Source organism: Lactiplantibacillus plantarum (assembly GCF_014131735.1).
Taxonomy (GTDB): Bacteria; Bacillota; Bacilli; order Lactobacillales; family Lactobacillaceae; genus Lactiplantibacillus; species Lactiplantibacillus plantarum.
The window spans coordinates 592,211-608,840 of the sequence record NZ_CP039121.1 but is presented as its reverse complement, the minus strand read 5'-3'; the positions used below and the strand labels follow the sequence as shown (position 1 = coordinate 608,840).

Sequence of the window (16,630 nt, the reverse complement as noted above, 5' to 3'; positions counted from 1 at the left end):
ACTTTAAAAATATATACTTTTGTTAAAATAACTAAGTCCGGTTGCCACTAAAGTAGCTACAAAAAGCGGCCTGGCAGTAAATACTACTGCTAGACCGTTTTGATCGTCCTATTTATTCAAACCATTCTTAACCAGTGTATCGACAGCGGCTAATACCGCAGTATCAGCTGAGCGCGCTTGCCACCCTAACAATTGCTGGGCTTTTTGGGTACTGACCTCGTGATTGATGCGGATCATCAAACTAGACTCGCGTAATTGCCCACTAAATGGGGCTAACCCCCGCACAAACCAGTCTGGAATCAAATGTTTCGTCAGGCCTGCAGCCAACTGCGGCCGTTGTTCTTGAATCAATGTTTTGAGGTCCCACATCGAGATTGGTGTGGCGGCCACTGCTAGAAAACGCTGATTGGCCGCTGCAGGCGCCGTCATCGCCCGAACCTCTAAGTCAGCGACATCGCGAACGTCGATGACATTGACTTTAAGGTTTGGCATCATCTGCCCAGTTAATATCCGACTAACTAGATTATAACTACCCGTGACGTGCCCATTAAGCGATGGCCCAAGCATGGCACCGGCATTAACCGTCGTGAATTCTGGACTATCAGCATGCGCCTTGCAATACGCCCAGCCAGCCTCTTCAGCAACCAACTTCGACTTTTCATACAACGAAAGCCCCGGTTGGTCTTCGCGGGTCCAGTCCACTTCAGTGACGGGATGATCATGATCCAAACGACTGAAGCCAACGGCACCAAGGTTGGCAGTCATGACGACCCGCTTAACACCGGCCGCCGTCGCTGCCTTTAGAACACGGATCGTGCCGACCTTGGCCGCACTAGTGACCTCATCAGAAGCCTGACCTTGATTAACAAATACTGGTGCCGCAACACTCATCACATACGTCACGTCACGCATTGCTTCGGCCCAACCCTGATCCTGTGTCAGATCCAGAGCAACAAATGTCAATCGATCTAAGTTAGGTGTACCCGCTAGCGTCTGCTTCACACCAGCTGCTTTATCTAACGACCGTAACGTTGCCCGAACCGGATAGCCCGCTGTTAATAATTGTTTAATGATATGACTGGCTAAGAAGCCATTACCGCCAGTGACTAGTACTAATGATTTATTCATGTTTAATTCCCCCGGAATATTGGTTGTTTTTTCCATCATGGCTTGTTAATATAGCTAATATAAACCTTAGACAACACTCTAAGGCAAGTGTTAGGAGGAATCTTTTTGACCTATACGATTAAAGAAGTCGCTGATAAGGTCGGACTAAGTGCGTACACCTTGCGTTTTTATGATAAACAAGGCTTACTTCCCTTTGTCAGTCGCAATGAATCCGGCTACCGAGCATTTACAGACGGTGATCTTCATCTATTACATACGATTATTTGCCTCAAAAATACCGGTATGGCAATCAGTGCTATTCGCCAATATATCAGTTATGTCATGGCAGGTCCCCAATCGATTGCACAACGACGAGAGCTGCTGACGACTCACCGCAATGCTATTCTTGCTCAGCAAGCCCAAATTATGAAAAATCTGAAGGAAGTGGATTACAAATTAAACCTATATAGTGATCCGCACGCGCGTGAATTAGTGCAAGAGGAAATTGCTCAAGCGAAGTCTGAAAAACAAGCCCTCGGTTTAGCAGATCCATTTCCAGTGACGGAATAAACTGTTAAATAGCCGTGTTTGAGGCCATTTTCAAGCACTAAAAGCCGATTATACTAAAATAATCGGCTTTTTTTATGGCTGAATTTTGGGTGATTTCACGTCATAATGTTAATTTTAGGCAAACCTCAACTTGGTTAACTTAGCTTGTCACTGTCCCCTATCAAACGATTTAACCAACCTTTTTCAAAGTCACAGTTCGGTTACGAAGATTACAAAAGTCCGTATTCTTGTAATCTTTGCATTGCGTTCTTAAAACTCGCGACACTAACAAGTAACACGGAGGCGTTAGACTGGGTTCTGTTGATTGCGAATGACATCGCAGTTAAGATTTTTGTCAGTAACTTATTTAATCGATAATCACAAAATTTATAGGAGTGTCTAATTTGAAAAAACTTGTAAGTACAATCGTAACTACCTCAGCTGCAGCCGCTGGTTTATTATTCGCCGGTGTCCTCAATGCTAACGCCGACTCAACTTACACCGTTAAGAGCGGTGATTCCGTTTGGGCCATCGCACAAAAATTCAACACAACTATTAATCATGTTGAAACGACTAATAACATCAAGGGTCACTACATCTTACCTGGTCAAAAACTATCTATTAAGACGAGTTCAAGTGCTTCAACGACTAGTTCTAGTTCAACTAGCAACACAACCGCAACGACCACTTCAACGAGTTCAACTGACTCCACGACTTCAAGCTACACCGGTAGCAATTTGAAGAGTTACGTTTTAAGTCAGATGCAATCACGGACTGGTGTCTCAGCTTCGACTTGGAACACGATCATTACGCGTGAATCCAACTGGCAACCATACGTCCGCAACAGTTCTAGTGGTGCCTACGGGTTATTCCAGAACATGCACATCAGCAGTGGTTCTGTTGAAGAACAAGTTAACGCTGCCGTTGCCCTATATGAAGCACAAGGTATGGCTGCTTGGGCCCTTTAATCTAAAACTATTAAGACAAAGTCGGGAATCCTTCCCGACTTTTTTTGTTGCGTTAAATTACTTTCTATAATCAACATCCTTTTAAACTTATAAGAACAATACCGGTATTAACTATTTAATATTGGGAATGTCACGTTAAACATTGTAATTGCCGCTATTTTTGCTAACTGGCTCAACTATTGGTAATTTCAGTAATTATTATATTGCTATTTCTGTCATATTTTTTATATTAGTAGCCGATATATTGTCACCGATACGTCCCGTCACGATAGTCTTCAACTATTCAGTAAAATATTTACTCCCCATAATTTTCTCAGAATCTCGCAATCGCTTCTTAAAATTAGCGACACATGCGAGTAATAAGTCGCCGCTATACTAATTTTTGTTGATCAACAATTGTACGACACGCTGATTGCTTACAAAAAATGGGAGAGTATAACTTGAAAAAATTATTAACCACAATCTTAACAACATCCGCTGCAACGGTTGGCCTACTATTGGCCGGAACTGTTTCTGCACACGCCGACGCAACTTACACCGTTAAGAAGGGTGACTGTGTCTGGGCAATTTCACAAGAATATAAGACGACGATCGAATCAATCGAAACAGCCAACAACATTCACGGCCATTTAATTTTACCAGGCCAACAATTACGGATTCCAGGGGTGAACGCCCAGGACCTTACTAGTCAAGCACCAGCGGCACCGTTCGTTTCAGCGCCAGTTCAGCAGGCACCGGTCACCACACCAACCCAGCCAGCTGAAACACAGGCCGCAACTACGACTCAAACAACACCAGCACAAACTAACGAGACGGTTGCTTCGGCACCAGCAACTACCCCGGCAACTGAAAGCTATTCGGGTGATAACCTACAAAGTTACGTGCTCGGTCAAATGCAAGCACGGACTGGTGTTGACGCCGGAACTTGGAATCACATCATTAATCGTGAATCTAACTGGCAGCCACACGTCGTTAACGGCGCAAGCGGTGCATACGGTTTATTCCAAAACATCCATATTAGTGGTGGTTCCGTTCAACAACAAATCGACGCCGCAGTTAACTTGTACCACGCACAAGGCATGCAAGCCTGGGCCCTCTATTAAATTAAAAAGACACTAAAAAAGGCTGGAATTTTCCAGCCTTTTTTGCCGTTCAACGATTGTTAACAACGCTTCAACTAACCACGATTAACGTGACTTGTGCCACTCGCGACCCCTAATTATGATCCGCGTATATCAATTTGCCGTGTTAATAATCACCAACACAACTTACGTCAAGTGGGCCAAATGGTGCGCATAGCCCAACGCAATCACGATAATTCCCACAATGGCACTCACTTGATAGATTGGGAACAGTGTGGGCCATACCCAGCCGATGCCAACCATGCCGTAACTGGCGATTAATAACAATAGTCCGGTCAGCCAGTTGACTTTCTTCCAGATCACTGGCAAGTTGTACGTCCAGGGTACCCGGATACCCCAGGTCACATTCTGTGGAACATCCATACAAATTCCACCAACCACACTGGAAAGCACGCCGAGTGTAAGCCCGGAATTGGCCGGCTGAAACCATATCGGAACGACTAAAATTAGGATAAGATACCCCAACCACCCCATTGCCAGATGATCCGTCATCGCTATGAAGTCAAACGGCGTCAACGCTAAGCGATTGGTCAGCCATGGGGCCACTAACAAGAATAGAAAAGCGCCGGTCAAGTAAACCAACCCTAACCAAGTAAACTGTTGATTGCCCAATTGCAACGGCTGGCCGATTAGTGAGCGGCCCCACGCATACATGATGATTAACGCGCTCATCGTGCCAACGATTTGTAATCTAACTGGAATCGCTGTTCGTTTTGCCAATTGTGCCATCCCCCTTGTATTGTTAACCTAATTATAGACAGGCGCCAGCTACCTACCACTAATATCCGGTGTTCAGGCACATCATTGCCATTATTTAGGCCCCTATTTCGTTAGTTATCCACTATAATTAAGACTAAACTGATTAGGAGGACGTTCAATGACCACCATGCAATTGATTCATCCACAATGGCTGTTAATAAAATCGGGGCTCAAAACAATTGAAATCCGTTTAAACGATGCAAAACGCCAAGCCTTACAAGTCGGTGACATTGTAAATTTCATCGATCTGACGACTGGCCAGCAGCTCACCACTCAGCTCATCGACATCACGCGTTTCGCTAGTTTTGAATCCTTACTGAGCGAATACACTGCCGTTCAAGTCGGCAGTGCCCCGGGAACGCCGGTAACACAGATGGTTCAAGAAATGCTAACGTTGTATTCCCCTGTCCAAGTTGCGCAATCGGGCGTCGTCGCCTTGCAGGTCCGTCCCTTAATCGGACAATAACTGGTTGAGCTGGCGATACTGTGCCAACATCCACTGTTGATAAGTCAACTTAGCTGGCATGGTTTCAGTCACATTCAACACTGGCACCTGATTCTTCTTGGCTAATGACACCATGTTAGTCACTAATTTATCACTAACTTGGCTGTTATTCACAAAGAAGGCGACTTGCCGACTCTTTAATGCCTGCTGCATCTTGTGGATAACTTGCGGTGCTGGGTCAGTGCCCTTCTCAATCGCATTTTCAAAGTCTTGATTAGCAACCTTAAACCCTAAACTGGTCAATGCGTAATCAAAGACGGGCTCACTGACTAACACTTGCCGATTCTTTAACTTGTTAGCCTTCGCTCGTAACTTGGCCTGTTCCTGTTGAATCGGTTTAAGCGTGGCGATGTACTTGCGGGCGTTGGCCTTAAAATACGTGCGATACTGGGGTTGCTTTTTAGCTAACTGATTAGCGAGATAGTTCGCGGTGGCGGGCATCGTTGCACTGTCATACCAGAGATGCTCGTTAGCCCCTTCCTTGCGATGCATCACGTCCTCGCCGACCCGAATCAATTTGGCTCGTTGCGTCGAGTGCACGACCTTGTTCATCCAGCCATCATAGCCGATGCCATTAGCGATGACGAGATCAGCCTGACCAACCGTCTTAGCCACGGTTGGTGTTGGCTCAAAATCATGGGGATCAACGGACGGTTTGTTGATAATTGACGTCACGCTGACGTGCTTGCCACCGACAGCTTTTGCCACACTACCATAAAAATTCGTCGTCGCAACAATGTTGACCTTATGCGATTCAGCAGTCGTTGACTTAGACTGACAGCCCGTTAACAAGCCCCCACCAATAACAAGTCCACCTAGTAATAGCCACAAACGTTTCACAATTGCCACTCCCTTTTTAAATAGTAATCATTACGTTTTAAAGAATAGCAATAAATTCCATTCTTGTAAATAGTAATATTTACGTTTTACAATTTTATTCGTTAGGAGTTTCTTATGAAAAAAATTCTGATTCCGATTATCACTGTTCTTATTATCGGTACCATTGTTGGTCTCAGCACCCTACACCGCACCCCGCGAGCCACCACAACTACGGTTCACAAATCACGCGTTATCCAACAACCACAACCGATTACCGAAACGACCATTGCTAAACAGCCTGCTTTAAAATACAGCTGCATTATTTATTACGCGATCAAGCACTTAAAGATTCAGCGTTGGCAAGAAGTTAATGATTTCAGCTTGGATTGGCAGGTCGAAATTTACACTGGCCAGGGGCAAACTAAGTATCTGGTTTGGTCTGATAAACACATTAAGGCAGATGCCAAGCAACTCCAGCCGAACTGGTTCACACTCAAAAATGACCAGGTCACTTATGACAGCTTTGGTGTGCATACTTTTAAAAAAGATCTGACTGCCACAGTCAGTATGAGGACCATTCTAGCTCAGATCAAGCGTGACCACGCGACGAAAACCGTTCGCCACATGCCAACTAACCTTGTAATCAAAGATCATCGTTGAACACGCTTTAAGTTAACTTTTCCATTCTCAGGAGGATTGGAAAAGTTTTTTTATCCACGTGTTTTCCGACCCATTTACCGTATTTAGTTAGTGTCTACTAATTGATTTGGAAATGAGGCTTGTTTAATGATTACCAACTGGTTTGATGATGATCCACTATTCAATCGTTACTATCCGTACGATGCCGGCTACCGGTATTACTTTGAACACGAATGGGGTATCCCGGTTCAGCGCGATGAACAATTATTTGAGTTTCTGAGTCTTGGCGGTTTTGCCGCTGGTCTCAACTGGGCCGTCGTGTTCAATAAACGGTCAGCATTCAGCGCAGCATTTGACGCCTGGCAAATTGAGGTGGTGGCAGCGTATCGCTCAGAACAAATCACCAATCTCCTCAGCAATTCGGCCATCATACGAAACCGTCGTAAAATCGAAGCCGTGATTCACAACGCTCGCCTGATTCAACAAATTCGGACCACACAGTCTTTTAAAGACTATCTCTGGCAACAATTGGGCCATCAACAATTAATTATCCAGCCCCAGTATTATGATGAACTCCCACGCACAACAATTACTGGCGATCGCATCGCACAGCACTTACAACAAGTTGGTTTTAAATCTGTCGGTCCGGTAACGATTAATGCTTGGTTGGTAAACACCGGTTTTATTACGGCACGTCCCGACCAACTGGGCATTATTACGACGACTCCCCGGCCTTCGTCAACGATGCTGCCCCCACGCTCACCGCACCAACTCGGGCATTTTAAGCCTTAACCCAGGCTTGTTGCGCTGCTTTAATTGCCGTTCGGCGTATCTAGCGCGAGGCCCGCTGATTTTCCCTGATAATAACGGCTAAAAAGCCAATTAAAGTCCATAATCACAGTCGCTATTTAGCAGTTAAAGGGATATACTTATACCGGCGTCATTTAATTCGAACCAACGCAGTTTTTGCGATTTGAAAGGTGTTTGCGTATGACTTGGTCACATTGGGAGATAACTCCATTTATTACAAGTGTTTTTTTCATCCTAGGCGTGCTGACCCTTTTTTGGGTATCACAAAATTGGATTATCAACTTCTTCAATACTCATCATTGGCGGGTTGACCAATCGCTTATTACCGACTGGTACGGCTTAATCTACATGATGTTATTTGTCTTTGGGATGCAAACTGCCGTTGTGGGCCAGAACGACGCCTGGATTTTCATGAATTTCCAGCTCATCGGGCTAACTTTTTGTGGCTACTTTCTCAATGTACGTGTCCGCTATTACTACTTGTACCCGCTTGTCTTTATCTTTATGGGCTTCAATCACTCCTTGTATTACTGGGAGTCGTGGGGGCACGCCGTCACACTGATCCTCTTCTTTACGGCGCTCGGCCGATTGCGTAAACACGTCCCACTCCAAACGAAACAGGGACAAGTCGCACTTTATTTAGTCACTTGTGCTGGTTTTGGGGCCGTTCTCTGGTGGTTCATGAAGCTTAAGTTCAACTTATCATGGGCAACTTATTGGCAAGAATGGACCTACCTACTCGTCTTTGCTTCCTTGCTCTATATCTACGCCAGCATGTTGTCAGCCAATGCACACCTCAAACAGAATCTGGTCGCATTCGCTAATCACGACGCTCTGACCAAAATCGAAAATTTTGCAGCTTACAAAACAGCCATTAATTATCAGGTTACAAGCAGTCGGAAAAACGGCTCACAATTGACCATGCTGATGTTTGACATCGACCACTTCAAACAAGTCAACGACACTTATGGTCACTTGGCTGGCGACAAAATTCTTCAGCACGTCGCCCAAGTAGCTACGATTGTCTTTCATGCTAATAATCCGCAAATCTCACTATATCGAACCGGTGGCGAGGAATTTAACGTTATCTTCCCCAACTATGATTTAACCGAAGCACTTGCGGTCGCTGAACAACTATTTGCGGCCATCAATCATATCGCTGTACCAGTTAATGATCATCAAATCCAACTGTCGATCTCGATTGGCCTATCAGAATTAGCAGCTGATGACCAATCACCAACGGCCTTTTATCAGCGCGTCGACGCCAATCTATATCATTCTAAAAAGCACGGACGAATGCAAATCACCGCGAAATAAAATAATCATTAATCTTAAAAGGACGGTTCTAACGACTAATTTTAGTCATTGGAACCGTCCTTAATTAAGATTAATTCGCTATAGAAACGCTACGGATATTGGCCATCGCAATACTTGCTGGTGCTGTTAGATAAATCCGGGCTTGATGCCAATCGAGCTTCACCAACTGGCTGGTTGCCGTCTGATAATAGCCAACGGTATCGTTAAAATAATCGACGTTGAGCAATGGTAGTTTTGGTAACGCTGCAATCTGTTTCAACTGGGTCGCCACAGCTCTTTTATCCTGAGCATTTGGATAGTGTTTATGGGCATAGATTGCAGCGTGTTTTTCAATCAAGTCATGATAACCAGTCAACGCCGCGAACGGCGCAAATTGGGCAGCACGGTCTGCTTGGGGCATTGGTAAATGCCTTGAAGTAGGTCGCGAGCACTCTAAAATATCCGCATAGCGACTCGTATCATTAAATAACGCAGTAGTACTGGCTTCCTTTGTCATTAGGCACGATGTCCCCCAATCTGCTCATTACGTTCAATCGTAGTTGAACTCGGTTTTAGATCTGCCAAGCGAATGACGACATTCTTATTCCCGGAACGACGTTGTAATTTCAAAATGGCGCGTTGCAATTGCCCATCGCGTTCACGTTTGCGTTGTGCGTCTCGTTCTTGCGCTTGGGCCACTTCTGGATTTTCAAATAAGTTAGTTTGTTGATACCGAGGTTGGCACCTAACCTGCTGTTCGTCGACCAAATGGTTCGCCATAACGGTCACACGTCGAACCATCAATTGACGATTAACGACTTGTTGATAAAGCTGTTGATACGCAGCCCCTAGCTCGTGTTGTGAAGCACTCGCCTGCGCTAATGTCACCTTGGTATGAGCGGGCTTTGGTACTTGTCGTCCATAGTAGTCTTCGGTGACCGCACCCTGATAATGCGTGCCAACTGATGAAGCATTAGCATCGTAATCAATACGAATTCCCAACTGATCTGTCACCACGTGGCGAGCAACCAGTTCGAGTGTCAAATTATTCACCATGCCGCGTAACACGGCCTGCCCTTCAGTATAAGTATACGGTCGCATCAACACTTGACTGGCATATATACCATGTTCGCTAGCATGGTAATTTTTGATGTCAGCAATTGTTGCCGACTCATCGCCCCACGCATGATCAATTAACAGTTCCGCGTTTTTACCAAACTCACGATATAATTGTTCTTCATTATGAGAATCCGACAAGGTTCCTAGTGAACAGCGCGCAATGTCACCCATCGTATTGAGCCCCAGGGCTGCCAACCGCTTAGCATAGCCATGACCGACTCGCCAAAAATCAGTCAACGGCTCGTGCGCCCATAAGTATTGCCGATATTGCTGCTCATCCATCTGTGCAATCCGAACACCGTCAGCGTCAGCGGGAATCTTCTTGGCAACAATATCCATCGCCACCTTAGCTAAGTAAAGATTAGCACCAATCCCAGCCGTCGCCGTAATCCCAGTCTCGGCCTGAATCTCGTGAATCATCGTCTTTGCCAGTGCGTGCGGTGAAACCTGAAAAGTACTTAAGTAGTCTGTGACGTCCATGAAGACTTCATCAATCGAGTACACGTGAATGTGTTCCGGCTTAATGAAGCGCAAATAGATATCATAAATCGCAGCACTCTTCTGCATGTAATAACTCATTCGTGGGGGAACGACCCGATAATCGATACCCAAATTAGCATGTTTGAGGAGCTGATCACGATAAATTGAGCGATGCCGCCGAACCGCCTGATAGGAAGTCTGGCGACCACGGGCGCGATTTAAAGTTGCGACCCGTTGTTCAACTTGAAATAACCGGGGCCGCCCTGGAACACCAAATTGCTTTAGTGCTGGCGAAACCGCCAAACAAATCGTCTTATCAGTGCGACTCATATCAGCGACAACCAAATTGGCATTCAATGGGTCGAGTTGATGAGCAACGCATTCGACTGAGGCATAGAATGATTTTAAATCAATTGCCATGTATGTTCGCTGTTCCATCAATATAATGACTCCCTTCCAATTAATCGACACAATCGCAGTCGTTGTTCACCTTAACATTTTGCTGGTAATCCAAAATAAATCTCATGCTGCTGATCGAATTTTAACGATAGCCGCATGTCGCTCGCCCCCATGACACTCACTTTTGGATGAAACCTGACTCAATAATTTGTCGTTAAAAGAACATATGTTCTTTTAACTAATTATAAATTAAAATCCGGTTGAATGCCAGTATCCGTTAACAAATAATTGCAGACTTCAAATTAGACTTAAGCCCCGAAAAGACACCCGTTCACCAGCACGTACCGTGACCACGAACAGTTGCCTTTTTAATGTCATTTTATGAGTGGCTCTGCGTTTCAGTCGGGACCAACTTCGTAAATTCATGTAAAAAATCTGCCGTCTTCTTACCCGGGAACTTGGTGCTTAATAGACCATACGGTACTGTTACGGACGTTTTCAGCGGTACTGTAACTAAATTCGGATGAATTCTTTTCCACGGCGTAAGCGAAATCATTGCGATATTCTCCTCAACGGTCTCATTAAACGTATTGATGTCATAACGCCCGCTAGTATCAATTGGCTGAATACTAGGTTCTGCCGCCAACATTTCACTCCGAACCAGATCATTTTTCTCACTAATTCCCGTTGACACCATCAGAACTTTACGATGCGCAAGGTCACTGTACGTGATTTCATCCAACTGGGCTAATGGATTATCACTACGGACAGCAATTCCAAAGTGATACGCTCCCAACTGTATCGCACTAAAGGACTGCTTCAAAGTTGTGCTATCGAACGTCCCAACGATTAAATCACTACTCCGACCAAGCATCGCATACTCACGATTTCTCGAATTCAAGTCTTCCTGCAATTGAACTAATCTAATCTGAAATTTAGGCATCTTTGGTGCCAGTTCTTTCCATAATGACATGAAGGCATCAGCAGGATGTAGTAAGGAAGTTCCCAACAAAATCAGTTGCTTATCGTCTGAACGGACCCGTCGCGTCTCTTCAATGGCCGTGTTTAGTAAATCGAGCAACTGTTGCACATACGGTTGGAACTTCTTACCCTGTGGTGTGAGTTGGACCCCGGTCGCAGTTCGGACGAATAGTTTTAGGTTAAGCTCCGCTTCCAGCCGGTTGATCTGTTTCATCACCGCAGTACCCGATATAAAACTCTGTTCCCCCGCCTTCGTAAAACTACCATACTCACTAACTCGTAAAAACGTCTGTAATTGATTAAAATCCACAACGGTCACCTCCTAACCTTCTAGTATAAACTAAAAGTTAATGCCAAGCTAACTAACGGATTCTTCTCAGGTGGCACGTTGCTGGCTATACTAGTCATTGTAGTTGAGGCACAGCACATCAGAAACGAGATGATTAATTGAACAAAAAGTTTATGCAAACTATTTTTCAAATTATTGTTACCGTCGCTGCACTTGTCGTCATCGTCTATGCAGTTCAGCAACACTCACCAACCACCGACAAGTCTAACCAAGCCACCAAGCAACAGACAAGCGTTACCTATTCGGACAACTCGCATCTGACCGAAGCGGATGTCGTTGGTGTTTGGATCAATCACCACAACAAAGATATTCACCAACAAATCACTTTCACTGCGGATCACAAGTGGAAGGAGAACCAACATCACGTCACTAATATTTATTCCGGTACTTGGAAAATTATTGGGCACAATCAAATTTCACTATCACCCTATGGTGAAAAAATCCAGCTTTCCGGTCATGATTTTTCCACAATGGACGTCTTAAATTACCATCACATTTTAAATAAACAAAAAAATTAATCAGGAGGAAACAAATATGTCAGTAAAAAACAAAGTTATCGTTATTACAGGAGCCTCATCGGGTATTGGCGAAGCCAGTGCCAAATTGTTAGCCAGCCATGGTGCCAAAGTTGTTTTAGGTGCACGGCGTGAACAACGCCTACAGAAATTAGCCAATAAAATCCAGCAACAAGGCGGGCAAGCCACTTACCGCGTAACGGATGTGACTAAGCCTGAAGACTTAACAGCGTTAGTCGCTTTAGCCAAGCGAGAATTTGGCGGTATTGATGTCATTTTCAATAATGCCGGTATCATGCCGACTTCACCAATCAGTGCACTAAAAACTGATGAATGGAATGCCATGATCGATGTGAACTTAAAAGGTGTTTTGAACGGTGTCGCCGCAGTAATGCCTGATTTCACCAATCAAAAGTATGGTCAAATCATTACGACATCTTCAGTAGCTGGGCTTAAGAGTTTCGCTGGTTCCGGCATCTATGGTGCAACTAAATTTGCAGTACGCAATTTAATGGAAGTAATCCGCATGGAAAGTGCTCAAGAACACACCAATATTCGGACCACCAGCCTCTATCCGGCAGCTATCAACACTGAATTATTGCACACCATTACCGATACCAATGCTAAGCAAGGTATGAATAAATTATATGCATCCGTCGGTATCACCCCAGATGCAGTGGCCCGTGTCGTTGACTTCGCAGTTGCACAACCAGATGACGTCAACGTCAATGAATTTACCATTTACCCGACAAAGCAAGGCTAATCGATGACGACAATCCACGATCAATATTAGAAAGAAGCGATTCATGAATGGAACGGTCTATCAATAAAGCGACGATTTATCACAGTCTAGTTTTAAGCCTAATAATCATTCAGTTACTAAGCTTAATTGTCCCCGTCAACTTGACGCTATTAAATGCCGTGCTTGCAATCGGGGTCTCAATTCTCGGAATTCAAAGCTTAAGCCGCTCTTTTCAAGTCGCGACATTGATCTTTTTCATTGCTGGGTTGGGACTGCTAAGTACTACGGGTTTATCAATCAACGGTCTAGCCATGGCAATCACTTCAATGGTCGATATCGTGGTGTTACTAGTTGTTATGCAACTTTTCTTAATCCCTGTCACCATTGGCAACTACCAAGCTACTGTCGAAGCATTCATGCAAAAGCACATTCGTGGCCCCAAACAAACCTTCACCTTTGTCATGATTGTCACGCACCTACTATCAAGTATTCTCTCCATGGGGACCGTTGCCATTGTCCTATCAATTCTAGGCGACAGTATCAAGCGCCAAGTCAAAGACGCCACCCGTTTTTCGGCAACAGCCGTAACCCGTGGATTTACGCTCGGCACATTATGGGCACCTGGAGCAGCAACAATCTTTCTAATCAGTACCGTTACTAAAGTCGGGTGGACCCAATTATTCATACCATGCCTGATTTTAGGCCTGTTAGGATTATTGCTAGCGTATTTGATGGAATATAACCAACCGTATATGCGGATTCAGCCCGTGACAACCAATACTAAGCAGCAGACTCGTTTTACCGAACACGCATCACTTGTCAGTTTAGTGGCGGCCGTTATTGCCCTACTAATACTCAGCTTTGTTTTAATGGAAAGCAAAGTCGTAAGTTCAATGAACGCTGTTACACTTTCCGGTTTACTAATTGTCCTGATTTGGGTCACGGCATTAGGGCTCAAGCCGACTACGGGCCAAACAGCCTTCAAATTTGCACTAAAAAAAGCTAGCCTTGATTATTGGCAACACGGAATTGCAAGCGGTGCAGCGCTTGCGCCGTTCTTTGTTGGAATCGGTACGTTCACGTACGGTTTTCAACATTCCACTATCAGTAGCGAACTAACCCACGCGTTAGCACCAAGCTTTGCTCACCTTGGCTGGTTATTGATCGTTTTAATTCCCATTATTGTCGTATTGGTTTCCCTAATTGGCATTCACCCACTAGCATCAGTAGCACTAATTGGCAAGATTATTATGACCATGCACATTGCCCTTTCACCACTATTAATCGCATTGAGTCTGAATATCGGAAGCGTCGTTGCATACATGTTATCACCGTTTGCAGGTATCGTCATGATTGTCGCGACCCTGTTACATGTCAGCTCAGCAACTGTCTCGGTACGTTGGAATTGGCAATTTTGCCTCATCTTCCTCGTACTTAGTTTGGGCGTAGCAACTTTATTAAGTCTTATTTTTTAAAAGAGAGGTTCTTACAATGAAAAAAGTTATTTTATTAGGTGCTACCAGTAACATTTCAAAATATTTAATTCCACGCCTACTTGCCAAAAACGATGTTGAACTCACACTATTTGCTCGTCAAGCTACTCGACGGCTTCATCAGTACGCCGCCCAATCGCAGGTTACTCTCACGAACGGCAATTGGAATAATTCCGCTGATCTTACGGCGGCAATCGCGGGTCAAGATATCGTTTACTTGGCAACGGGGCATTTCACCACCGCCAATCAAAATGTTGTCGATGCGATGAAGCAAAATGGTGTCGAGCGCCTAATTGTCGCAGGTGGTTTAGGCATTTACGATGAAGTCGCTGGTAAATTTGGTATTTGGAATGCCCAAATGATGGGTGATTATACTGAAATCAAGCGAGCTGCTGCCGTGATTGATAATAGTGGACTAAACTATACATTTTTAAGAATGGCCTGGCTATATAATAATGACCAGCATACGGACTACAAGGTCATTCCTCAGGGGATGCCATTCAAAGATACGCAGGTGACACGCCAAGCCGTTGCTGACCTGATTACTGAAATTATTCACAATCCCCAATTATATCAGCGAAGTAGCATTGGCGTCGCTGAACCCAATACTGCTTGGAACAAACCTGGTTTTTACTAGGAGGTCGGTTTAATGCAAATTAAAGTTGATTTAGACGATGGCTTTTTACCACGAATCTATACCAGTAACGCGAACGTCAAACACTCAGGCCAACCGATTCTATCGTTTCCAATTGAAATCAAATCAATTCCTGCAATAACGACTGCGTTTGCTATTTCGCTCATTGATTACGACGCCGTCCCACGAACGGGTTTTCCGTTCATTCACTGGCTCGCGACCAATATTCCTGTCATGGCAGAAATCCCAGCCGATTTCAGTCGTAATTTTGAGGGCCCCCAAGGTCAAAACTCATGGATGTCACGCTTTTATCAGTTAAACGATTCGTATTTCGCCGATCACTATGCCGGACCGAATCCACCTGATCAGCCTCATCGATATACACTATCCGTATTTGCACTCAAGCACAACTTGCCGTTGAATAACCGCTTCTATTACAACGACTTCCGTGAACAACTAGTGGGAAACGTACTAACAAAAGCCGAGCTTCAAATTTTAGCCCACAATTAATTTTAAATGAAAGGTGTTTTTAACAATGAACAATAATGAAAATAGCGTCCAACACGGCATTTTTGCAATGGGAGATTTAAACGTTGCTTTTCAACAATACTTTACCGGTAAAAGTTACCACAACGCTCTAGTGAAAGACGAGCAAGTCAACGTAACTGTCAGCAACGTCAGCTTTGAACCCGGAGCCCGTAACAACTGGCATATCCATCACAATGGCTATCAAATCTTATTAGTCACTGGTGGCGAAGGCTGGTACCAAGAAGCCGGGCAACCGGCACAGCGATTACATCCTGGTGATGTGGTGATCACCCATGACGGTATCAAACACTGGCACGGTGCTACTAAAGATAGTTGGTTCAGTCACATTGCCATCACTGCAGGCACACCAGAATGGCTATCACCCGTTAGTAATGACGAATATAACGCATTGGCTTAGGAGGTACTAGATAATGAAGAAAATGAAGATAACAGCCAACGACCGCCACTTCACAGCAAATTTGGAAGAAAATGCCACCACCGCAGCGTTACTTTCACAACTACCACTAACACTGCCGATGCTCAACCTTTATAACCGTGAATTGACGTATCGTTTTCAGCAGGCACTCCCTGCTAACGAGGCACACACTACTGGCTATGCAGTTGGTGATATCGCCTACTGGACACCGCGACACAGCTTAGTGATTTTTTATGAGCAAACTGGCGAAGTGATTAGTAACCTTCAAAAAATTGGTCACATTAATGCTGGCGATTTGAAACAATTCCGTTCATCAAGAAATATTAAAATGCAGTTTGAAGAAGATTAATTAAGGAGAGA

20 protein-coding genes are annotated in these 16,630 nt (G+C 44.6%); 14 read left to right on the top strand and 6 right to left on the bottom strand.

Features of this window, described 5'->3' with window-relative positions; genetic code table 11:
• Positions 1-108 precede the first annotated feature (108 nt).
• A complete protein-coding gene (locus tag E5260_RS02685) occupies positions 109-1,128 on the bottom strand; it encodes an SDR family oxidoreductase (protein WP_024971355.1) in 1,020 nt (339 codons plus the stop codon).
• A 105-nt stretch (positions 1,129-1,233) separates the two neighbouring features.
• Between E5260_RS02685 and E5260_RS02680 the strand changes: the two genes are divergently transcribed.
• The 3 genes from E5260_RS02680 to E5260_RS02670 all read left to right on the top strand — a co-directional run bounded on the left by E5260_RS02680 (position 1,234) and on the right by E5260_RS02670 (position 3,727).
• On the top strand, positions 1,234-1,677 hold the full coding sequence (locus E5260_RS02680; protein WP_003642271.1) for a MerR family transcriptional regulator: 444 nt from the start codon (positions 1,234-1,236) through the stop codon (positions 1,675-1,677).
• Positions 1,678-2,060: 383 nt separating this feature from the next.
• Positions 2,061-2,624, top strand: coding sequence for a LysM peptidoglycan-binding domain-containing protein (locus E5260_RS02675; RefSeq protein ID WP_025015682.1), 564 nt, complete (start codon positions 2,061-2,063; stop codon positions 2,622-2,624).
• Between the two features lie 440 nt (positions 2,625-3,064).
• Positions 3,065-3,727: a LysM peptidoglycan-binding domain-containing protein gene (locus tag E5260_RS02670; RefSeq protein WP_024971354.1), complete on the top strand. Its 663-nt coding sequence runs from the start codon at positions 3,065-3,067 to the stop codon at positions 3,725-3,727.
• 165 nt (positions 3,728-3,892) lie between these two features.
• On the opposite strand, the gene E5260_RS02665 is transcribed toward E5260_RS02670, so the two are convergent.
• On the bottom strand, positions 3,893-4,495 hold the full coding sequence (locus E5260_RS02665) for an SdpI family protein (protein WP_003642274.1): 603 nt from the start codon (positions 4,493-4,495) through the stop codon (positions 3,893-3,895).
• Positions 4,496-4,643: 148 nt separating this feature from the next.
• Here E5260_RS02665 and E5260_RS02660 point away from each other — a divergent pair, with 148 nt between their 5' ends.
• Positions 4,644-4,991, top strand: coding sequence for an ASCH domain-containing protein (locus E5260_RS02660; RefSeq protein WP_003642275.1), 348 nt, complete (start codon positions 4,644-4,646; stop codon positions 4,989-4,991).
• Here the strand turns inward: E5260_RS02660 and E5260_RS02655 are convergent.
• Positions 4,977-5,870, bottom strand: coding sequence for a metal ABC transporter solute-binding protein (locus E5260_RS02655; RefSeq protein ID WP_003643364.1), 894 nt, complete (start codon positions 5,868-5,870; stop codon positions 4,977-4,979). The genes E5260_RS02660 and E5260_RS02655 overlap by 15 nt on opposite strands.
• Positions 5,871-5,984: 114 nt before the next feature.
• On the opposite strand from E5260_RS02655, the gene E5260_RS02650 reads away from it, so the two are divergent.
• The 3 genes from E5260_RS02650 (at position 5,985) to E5260_RS02640 (ending at position 8,615) form a co-directional block, all read left to right on the top strand.
• Positions 5,985-6,509 (top strand): hypothetical protein, encoded by a 525-nt coding sequence (locus E5260_RS02650; protein ID WP_003642277.1) that lies wholly within the window; start codon positions 5,985-5,987, stop codon positions 6,507-6,509.
• Positions 6,510-6,635: 126 nt separating this feature from the next.
• Positions 6,636-7,280 carry a DNA-3-methyladenine glycosylase I gene (locus E5260_RS02645; RefSeq protein ID WP_003642278.1) on the top strand — a complete coding sequence of 215 codons (645 nt, stop codon included), beginning with the start codon at positions 6,636-6,638 and terminating at the stop codon, positions 7,278-7,280.
• A 198-nt stretch (positions 7,281-7,478) separates the two neighbouring features.
• Entirely contained in the window at positions 7,479-8,615 is a 1,137-nt protein-coding gene (locus E5260_RS02640; protein WP_003642279.1) for a GGDEF domain-containing protein, read from the top strand.
• Positions 8,616-8,685: 70 nt separating this feature from the next.
• Here the strand turns inward: E5260_RS02640 and E5260_RS02635 are convergent, their stop codons facing one another.
• From E5260_RS02635 to E5260_RS02625, 3 genes are all read right to left on the bottom strand, one after another.
• A complete protein-coding gene (locus E5260_RS02635) occupies positions 8,686-9,111 on the bottom strand; it encodes a hypothetical protein (RefSeq protein WP_003642280.1) in 426 nt (141 codons plus the stop codon).
• Positions 9,111-10,631: a Y-family DNA polymerase gene (locus tag E5260_RS02630; protein WP_003642281.1), complete on the bottom strand. Its 1,521-nt coding sequence runs from the start codon at positions 10,629-10,631 to the stop codon at positions 9,111-9,113. Before E5260_RS02630 ends, E5260_RS02635 begins: the two co-directional genes overlap by 1 nt.
• A 340-nt stretch (positions 10,632-10,971) precedes the next feature.
• Complete coding sequence (locus E5260_RS02625) at positions 10,972-11,883, bottom strand: LysR family transcriptional regulator (protein WP_011102012.1); 912 nt, start codon at positions 11,881-11,883, stop codon at positions 10,972-10,974.
• A gap of 152 nt (positions 11,884-12,035) precedes the next feature.
• On the opposite strand from E5260_RS02625, the gene E5260_RS02620 reads away from it, so the two are divergent.
• The 7 genes from E5260_RS02620 to E5260_RS02590 are packed head-to-tail and all read left to right on the top strand — an operon-like array spanning position 12,036 to position 16,619.
• The gene (locus E5260_RS02620) at positions 12,036-12,440 is read left to right on the top strand and encodes a hypothetical protein (RefSeq protein ID WP_003642283.1); all 405 of its coding nucleotides are present in this window, start codon (positions 12,036-12,038) and stop codon (positions 12,438-12,440) included.
• 16 nt (positions 12,441-12,456) lie between these two features.
• Positions 12,457-13,200, top strand: coding sequence for an SDR family oxidoreductase (locus E5260_RS02615; protein WP_003642284.1), 744 nt, complete (start codon positions 12,457-12,459; stop codon positions 13,198-13,200).
• A 47-nt stretch (positions 13,201-13,247) separates the two neighbouring features.
• Positions 13,248-14,654 carry a hypothetical protein gene (locus tag E5260_RS02610; RefSeq protein WP_003642285.1) on the top strand — a complete coding sequence of 469 codons (1,407 nt, stop codon included), beginning with the start codon at positions 13,248-13,250 and terminating at the stop codon, positions 14,652-14,654.
• A 16-nt stretch (positions 14,655-14,670) separates the two neighbouring features.
• Complete coding sequence (locus E5260_RS02605) at positions 14,671-15,309, top strand: SDR family oxidoreductase (RefSeq protein WP_003642286.1); 639 nt, start codon at positions 14,671-14,673, stop codon at positions 15,307-15,309.
• A gap of 12 nt (positions 15,310-15,321) precedes the next feature.
• Positions 15,322-15,816: a YbhB/YbcL family Raf kinase inhibitor-like protein gene (locus E5260_RS02600; RefSeq protein ID WP_003642287.1), complete on the top strand. Its 495-nt coding sequence runs from the start codon at positions 15,322-15,324 to the stop codon at positions 15,814-15,816.
• Between the two features lie 25 nt (positions 15,817-15,841).
• Positions 15,842-16,252, top strand: coding sequence for a cupin domain-containing protein (locus tag E5260_RS02595; protein ID WP_003642288.1), 411 nt, complete (start codon positions 15,842-15,844; stop codon positions 16,250-16,252).
• A 13-nt stretch (positions 16,253-16,265) separates the two neighbouring features.
• Positions 16,266-16,619: a cyclophilin-like fold protein gene (locus E5260_RS02590; RefSeq protein ID WP_003642289.1), complete on the top strand. Its 354-nt coding sequence runs from the start codon at positions 16,266-16,268 to the stop codon at positions 16,617-16,619.
• The last annotated feature ends 11 nt before the right edge of the window (positions 16,620-16,630 follow it).

Coding starts and splice junctions, on each gene's coding strand:
- E5260_RS02685 (WP_024971355.1), bottom strand. CDS start 1,128: ATGAATAAATCATTAGTACTAGTCACTGGCGGTAATGGCTTCTTAGCC.
- E5260_RS02665 (WP_003642274.1), bottom strand. CDS start 4,495: ATGGCACAATTGGCAAAACGAACAGCGATTCCAGTTAGATTACAAATC.
- E5260_RS02660 (WP_003642275.1), top strand. CDS start 4,644: ATGACCACCATGCAATTGATTCATCCACAATGGCTGTTAATAAAATCG.
- E5260_RS02650 (WP_003642277.1), top strand. CDS start 5,985: ATGAAAAAAATTCTGATTCCGATTATCACTGTTCTTATTATCGGTACC.
- E5260_RS02645 (WP_003642278.1), top strand. CDS start 6,636: ATGATTACCAACTGGTTTGATGATGATCCACTATTCAATCGTTACTAT.
- E5260_RS02640 (WP_003642279.1), top strand. CDS start 7,479: ATGACTTGGTCACATTGGGAGATAACTCCATTTATTACAAGTGTTTTT.
- E5260_RS02635 (WP_003642280.1), bottom strand. CDS start 9,111: ATGACAAAGGAAGCCAGTACTACTGCGTTATTTAATGATACGAGTCGC.
- E5260_RS02630 (WP_003642281.1), bottom strand. CDS start 10,631: ATGGAACAGCGAACATACATGGCAATTGATTTAAAATCATTCTATGCC.
- E5260_RS02620 (WP_003642283.1), top strand. CDS start 12,036: ATGCAAACTATTTTTCAAATTATTGTTACCGTCGCTGCACTTGTCGTC.
- E5260_RS02615 (WP_003642284.1), top strand. CDS start 12,457: ATGTCAGTAAAAAACAAAGTTATCGTTATTACAGGAGCCTCATCGGGT.
- E5260_RS02610 (WP_003642285.1), top strand. CDS start 13,248: ATGGAACGGTCTATCAATAAAGCGACGATTTATCACAGTCTAGTTTTA.
- E5260_RS02605 (WP_003642286.1), top strand. CDS start 14,671: ATGAAAAAAGTTATTTTATTAGGTGCTACCAGTAACATTTCAAAATAT.
- E5260_RS02600 (WP_003642287.1), top strand. CDS start 15,322: ATGCAAATTAAAGTTGATTTAGACGATGGCTTTTTACCACGAATCTAT.
- E5260_RS02595 (WP_003642288.1), top strand. CDS start 15,842: ATGAACAATAATGAAAATAGCGTCCAACACGGCATTTTTGCAATGGGA.
- E5260_RS02590 (WP_003642289.1), top strand. CDS start 16,266: ATGAAGAAAATGAAGATAACAGCCAACGACCGCCACTTCACAGCAAAT.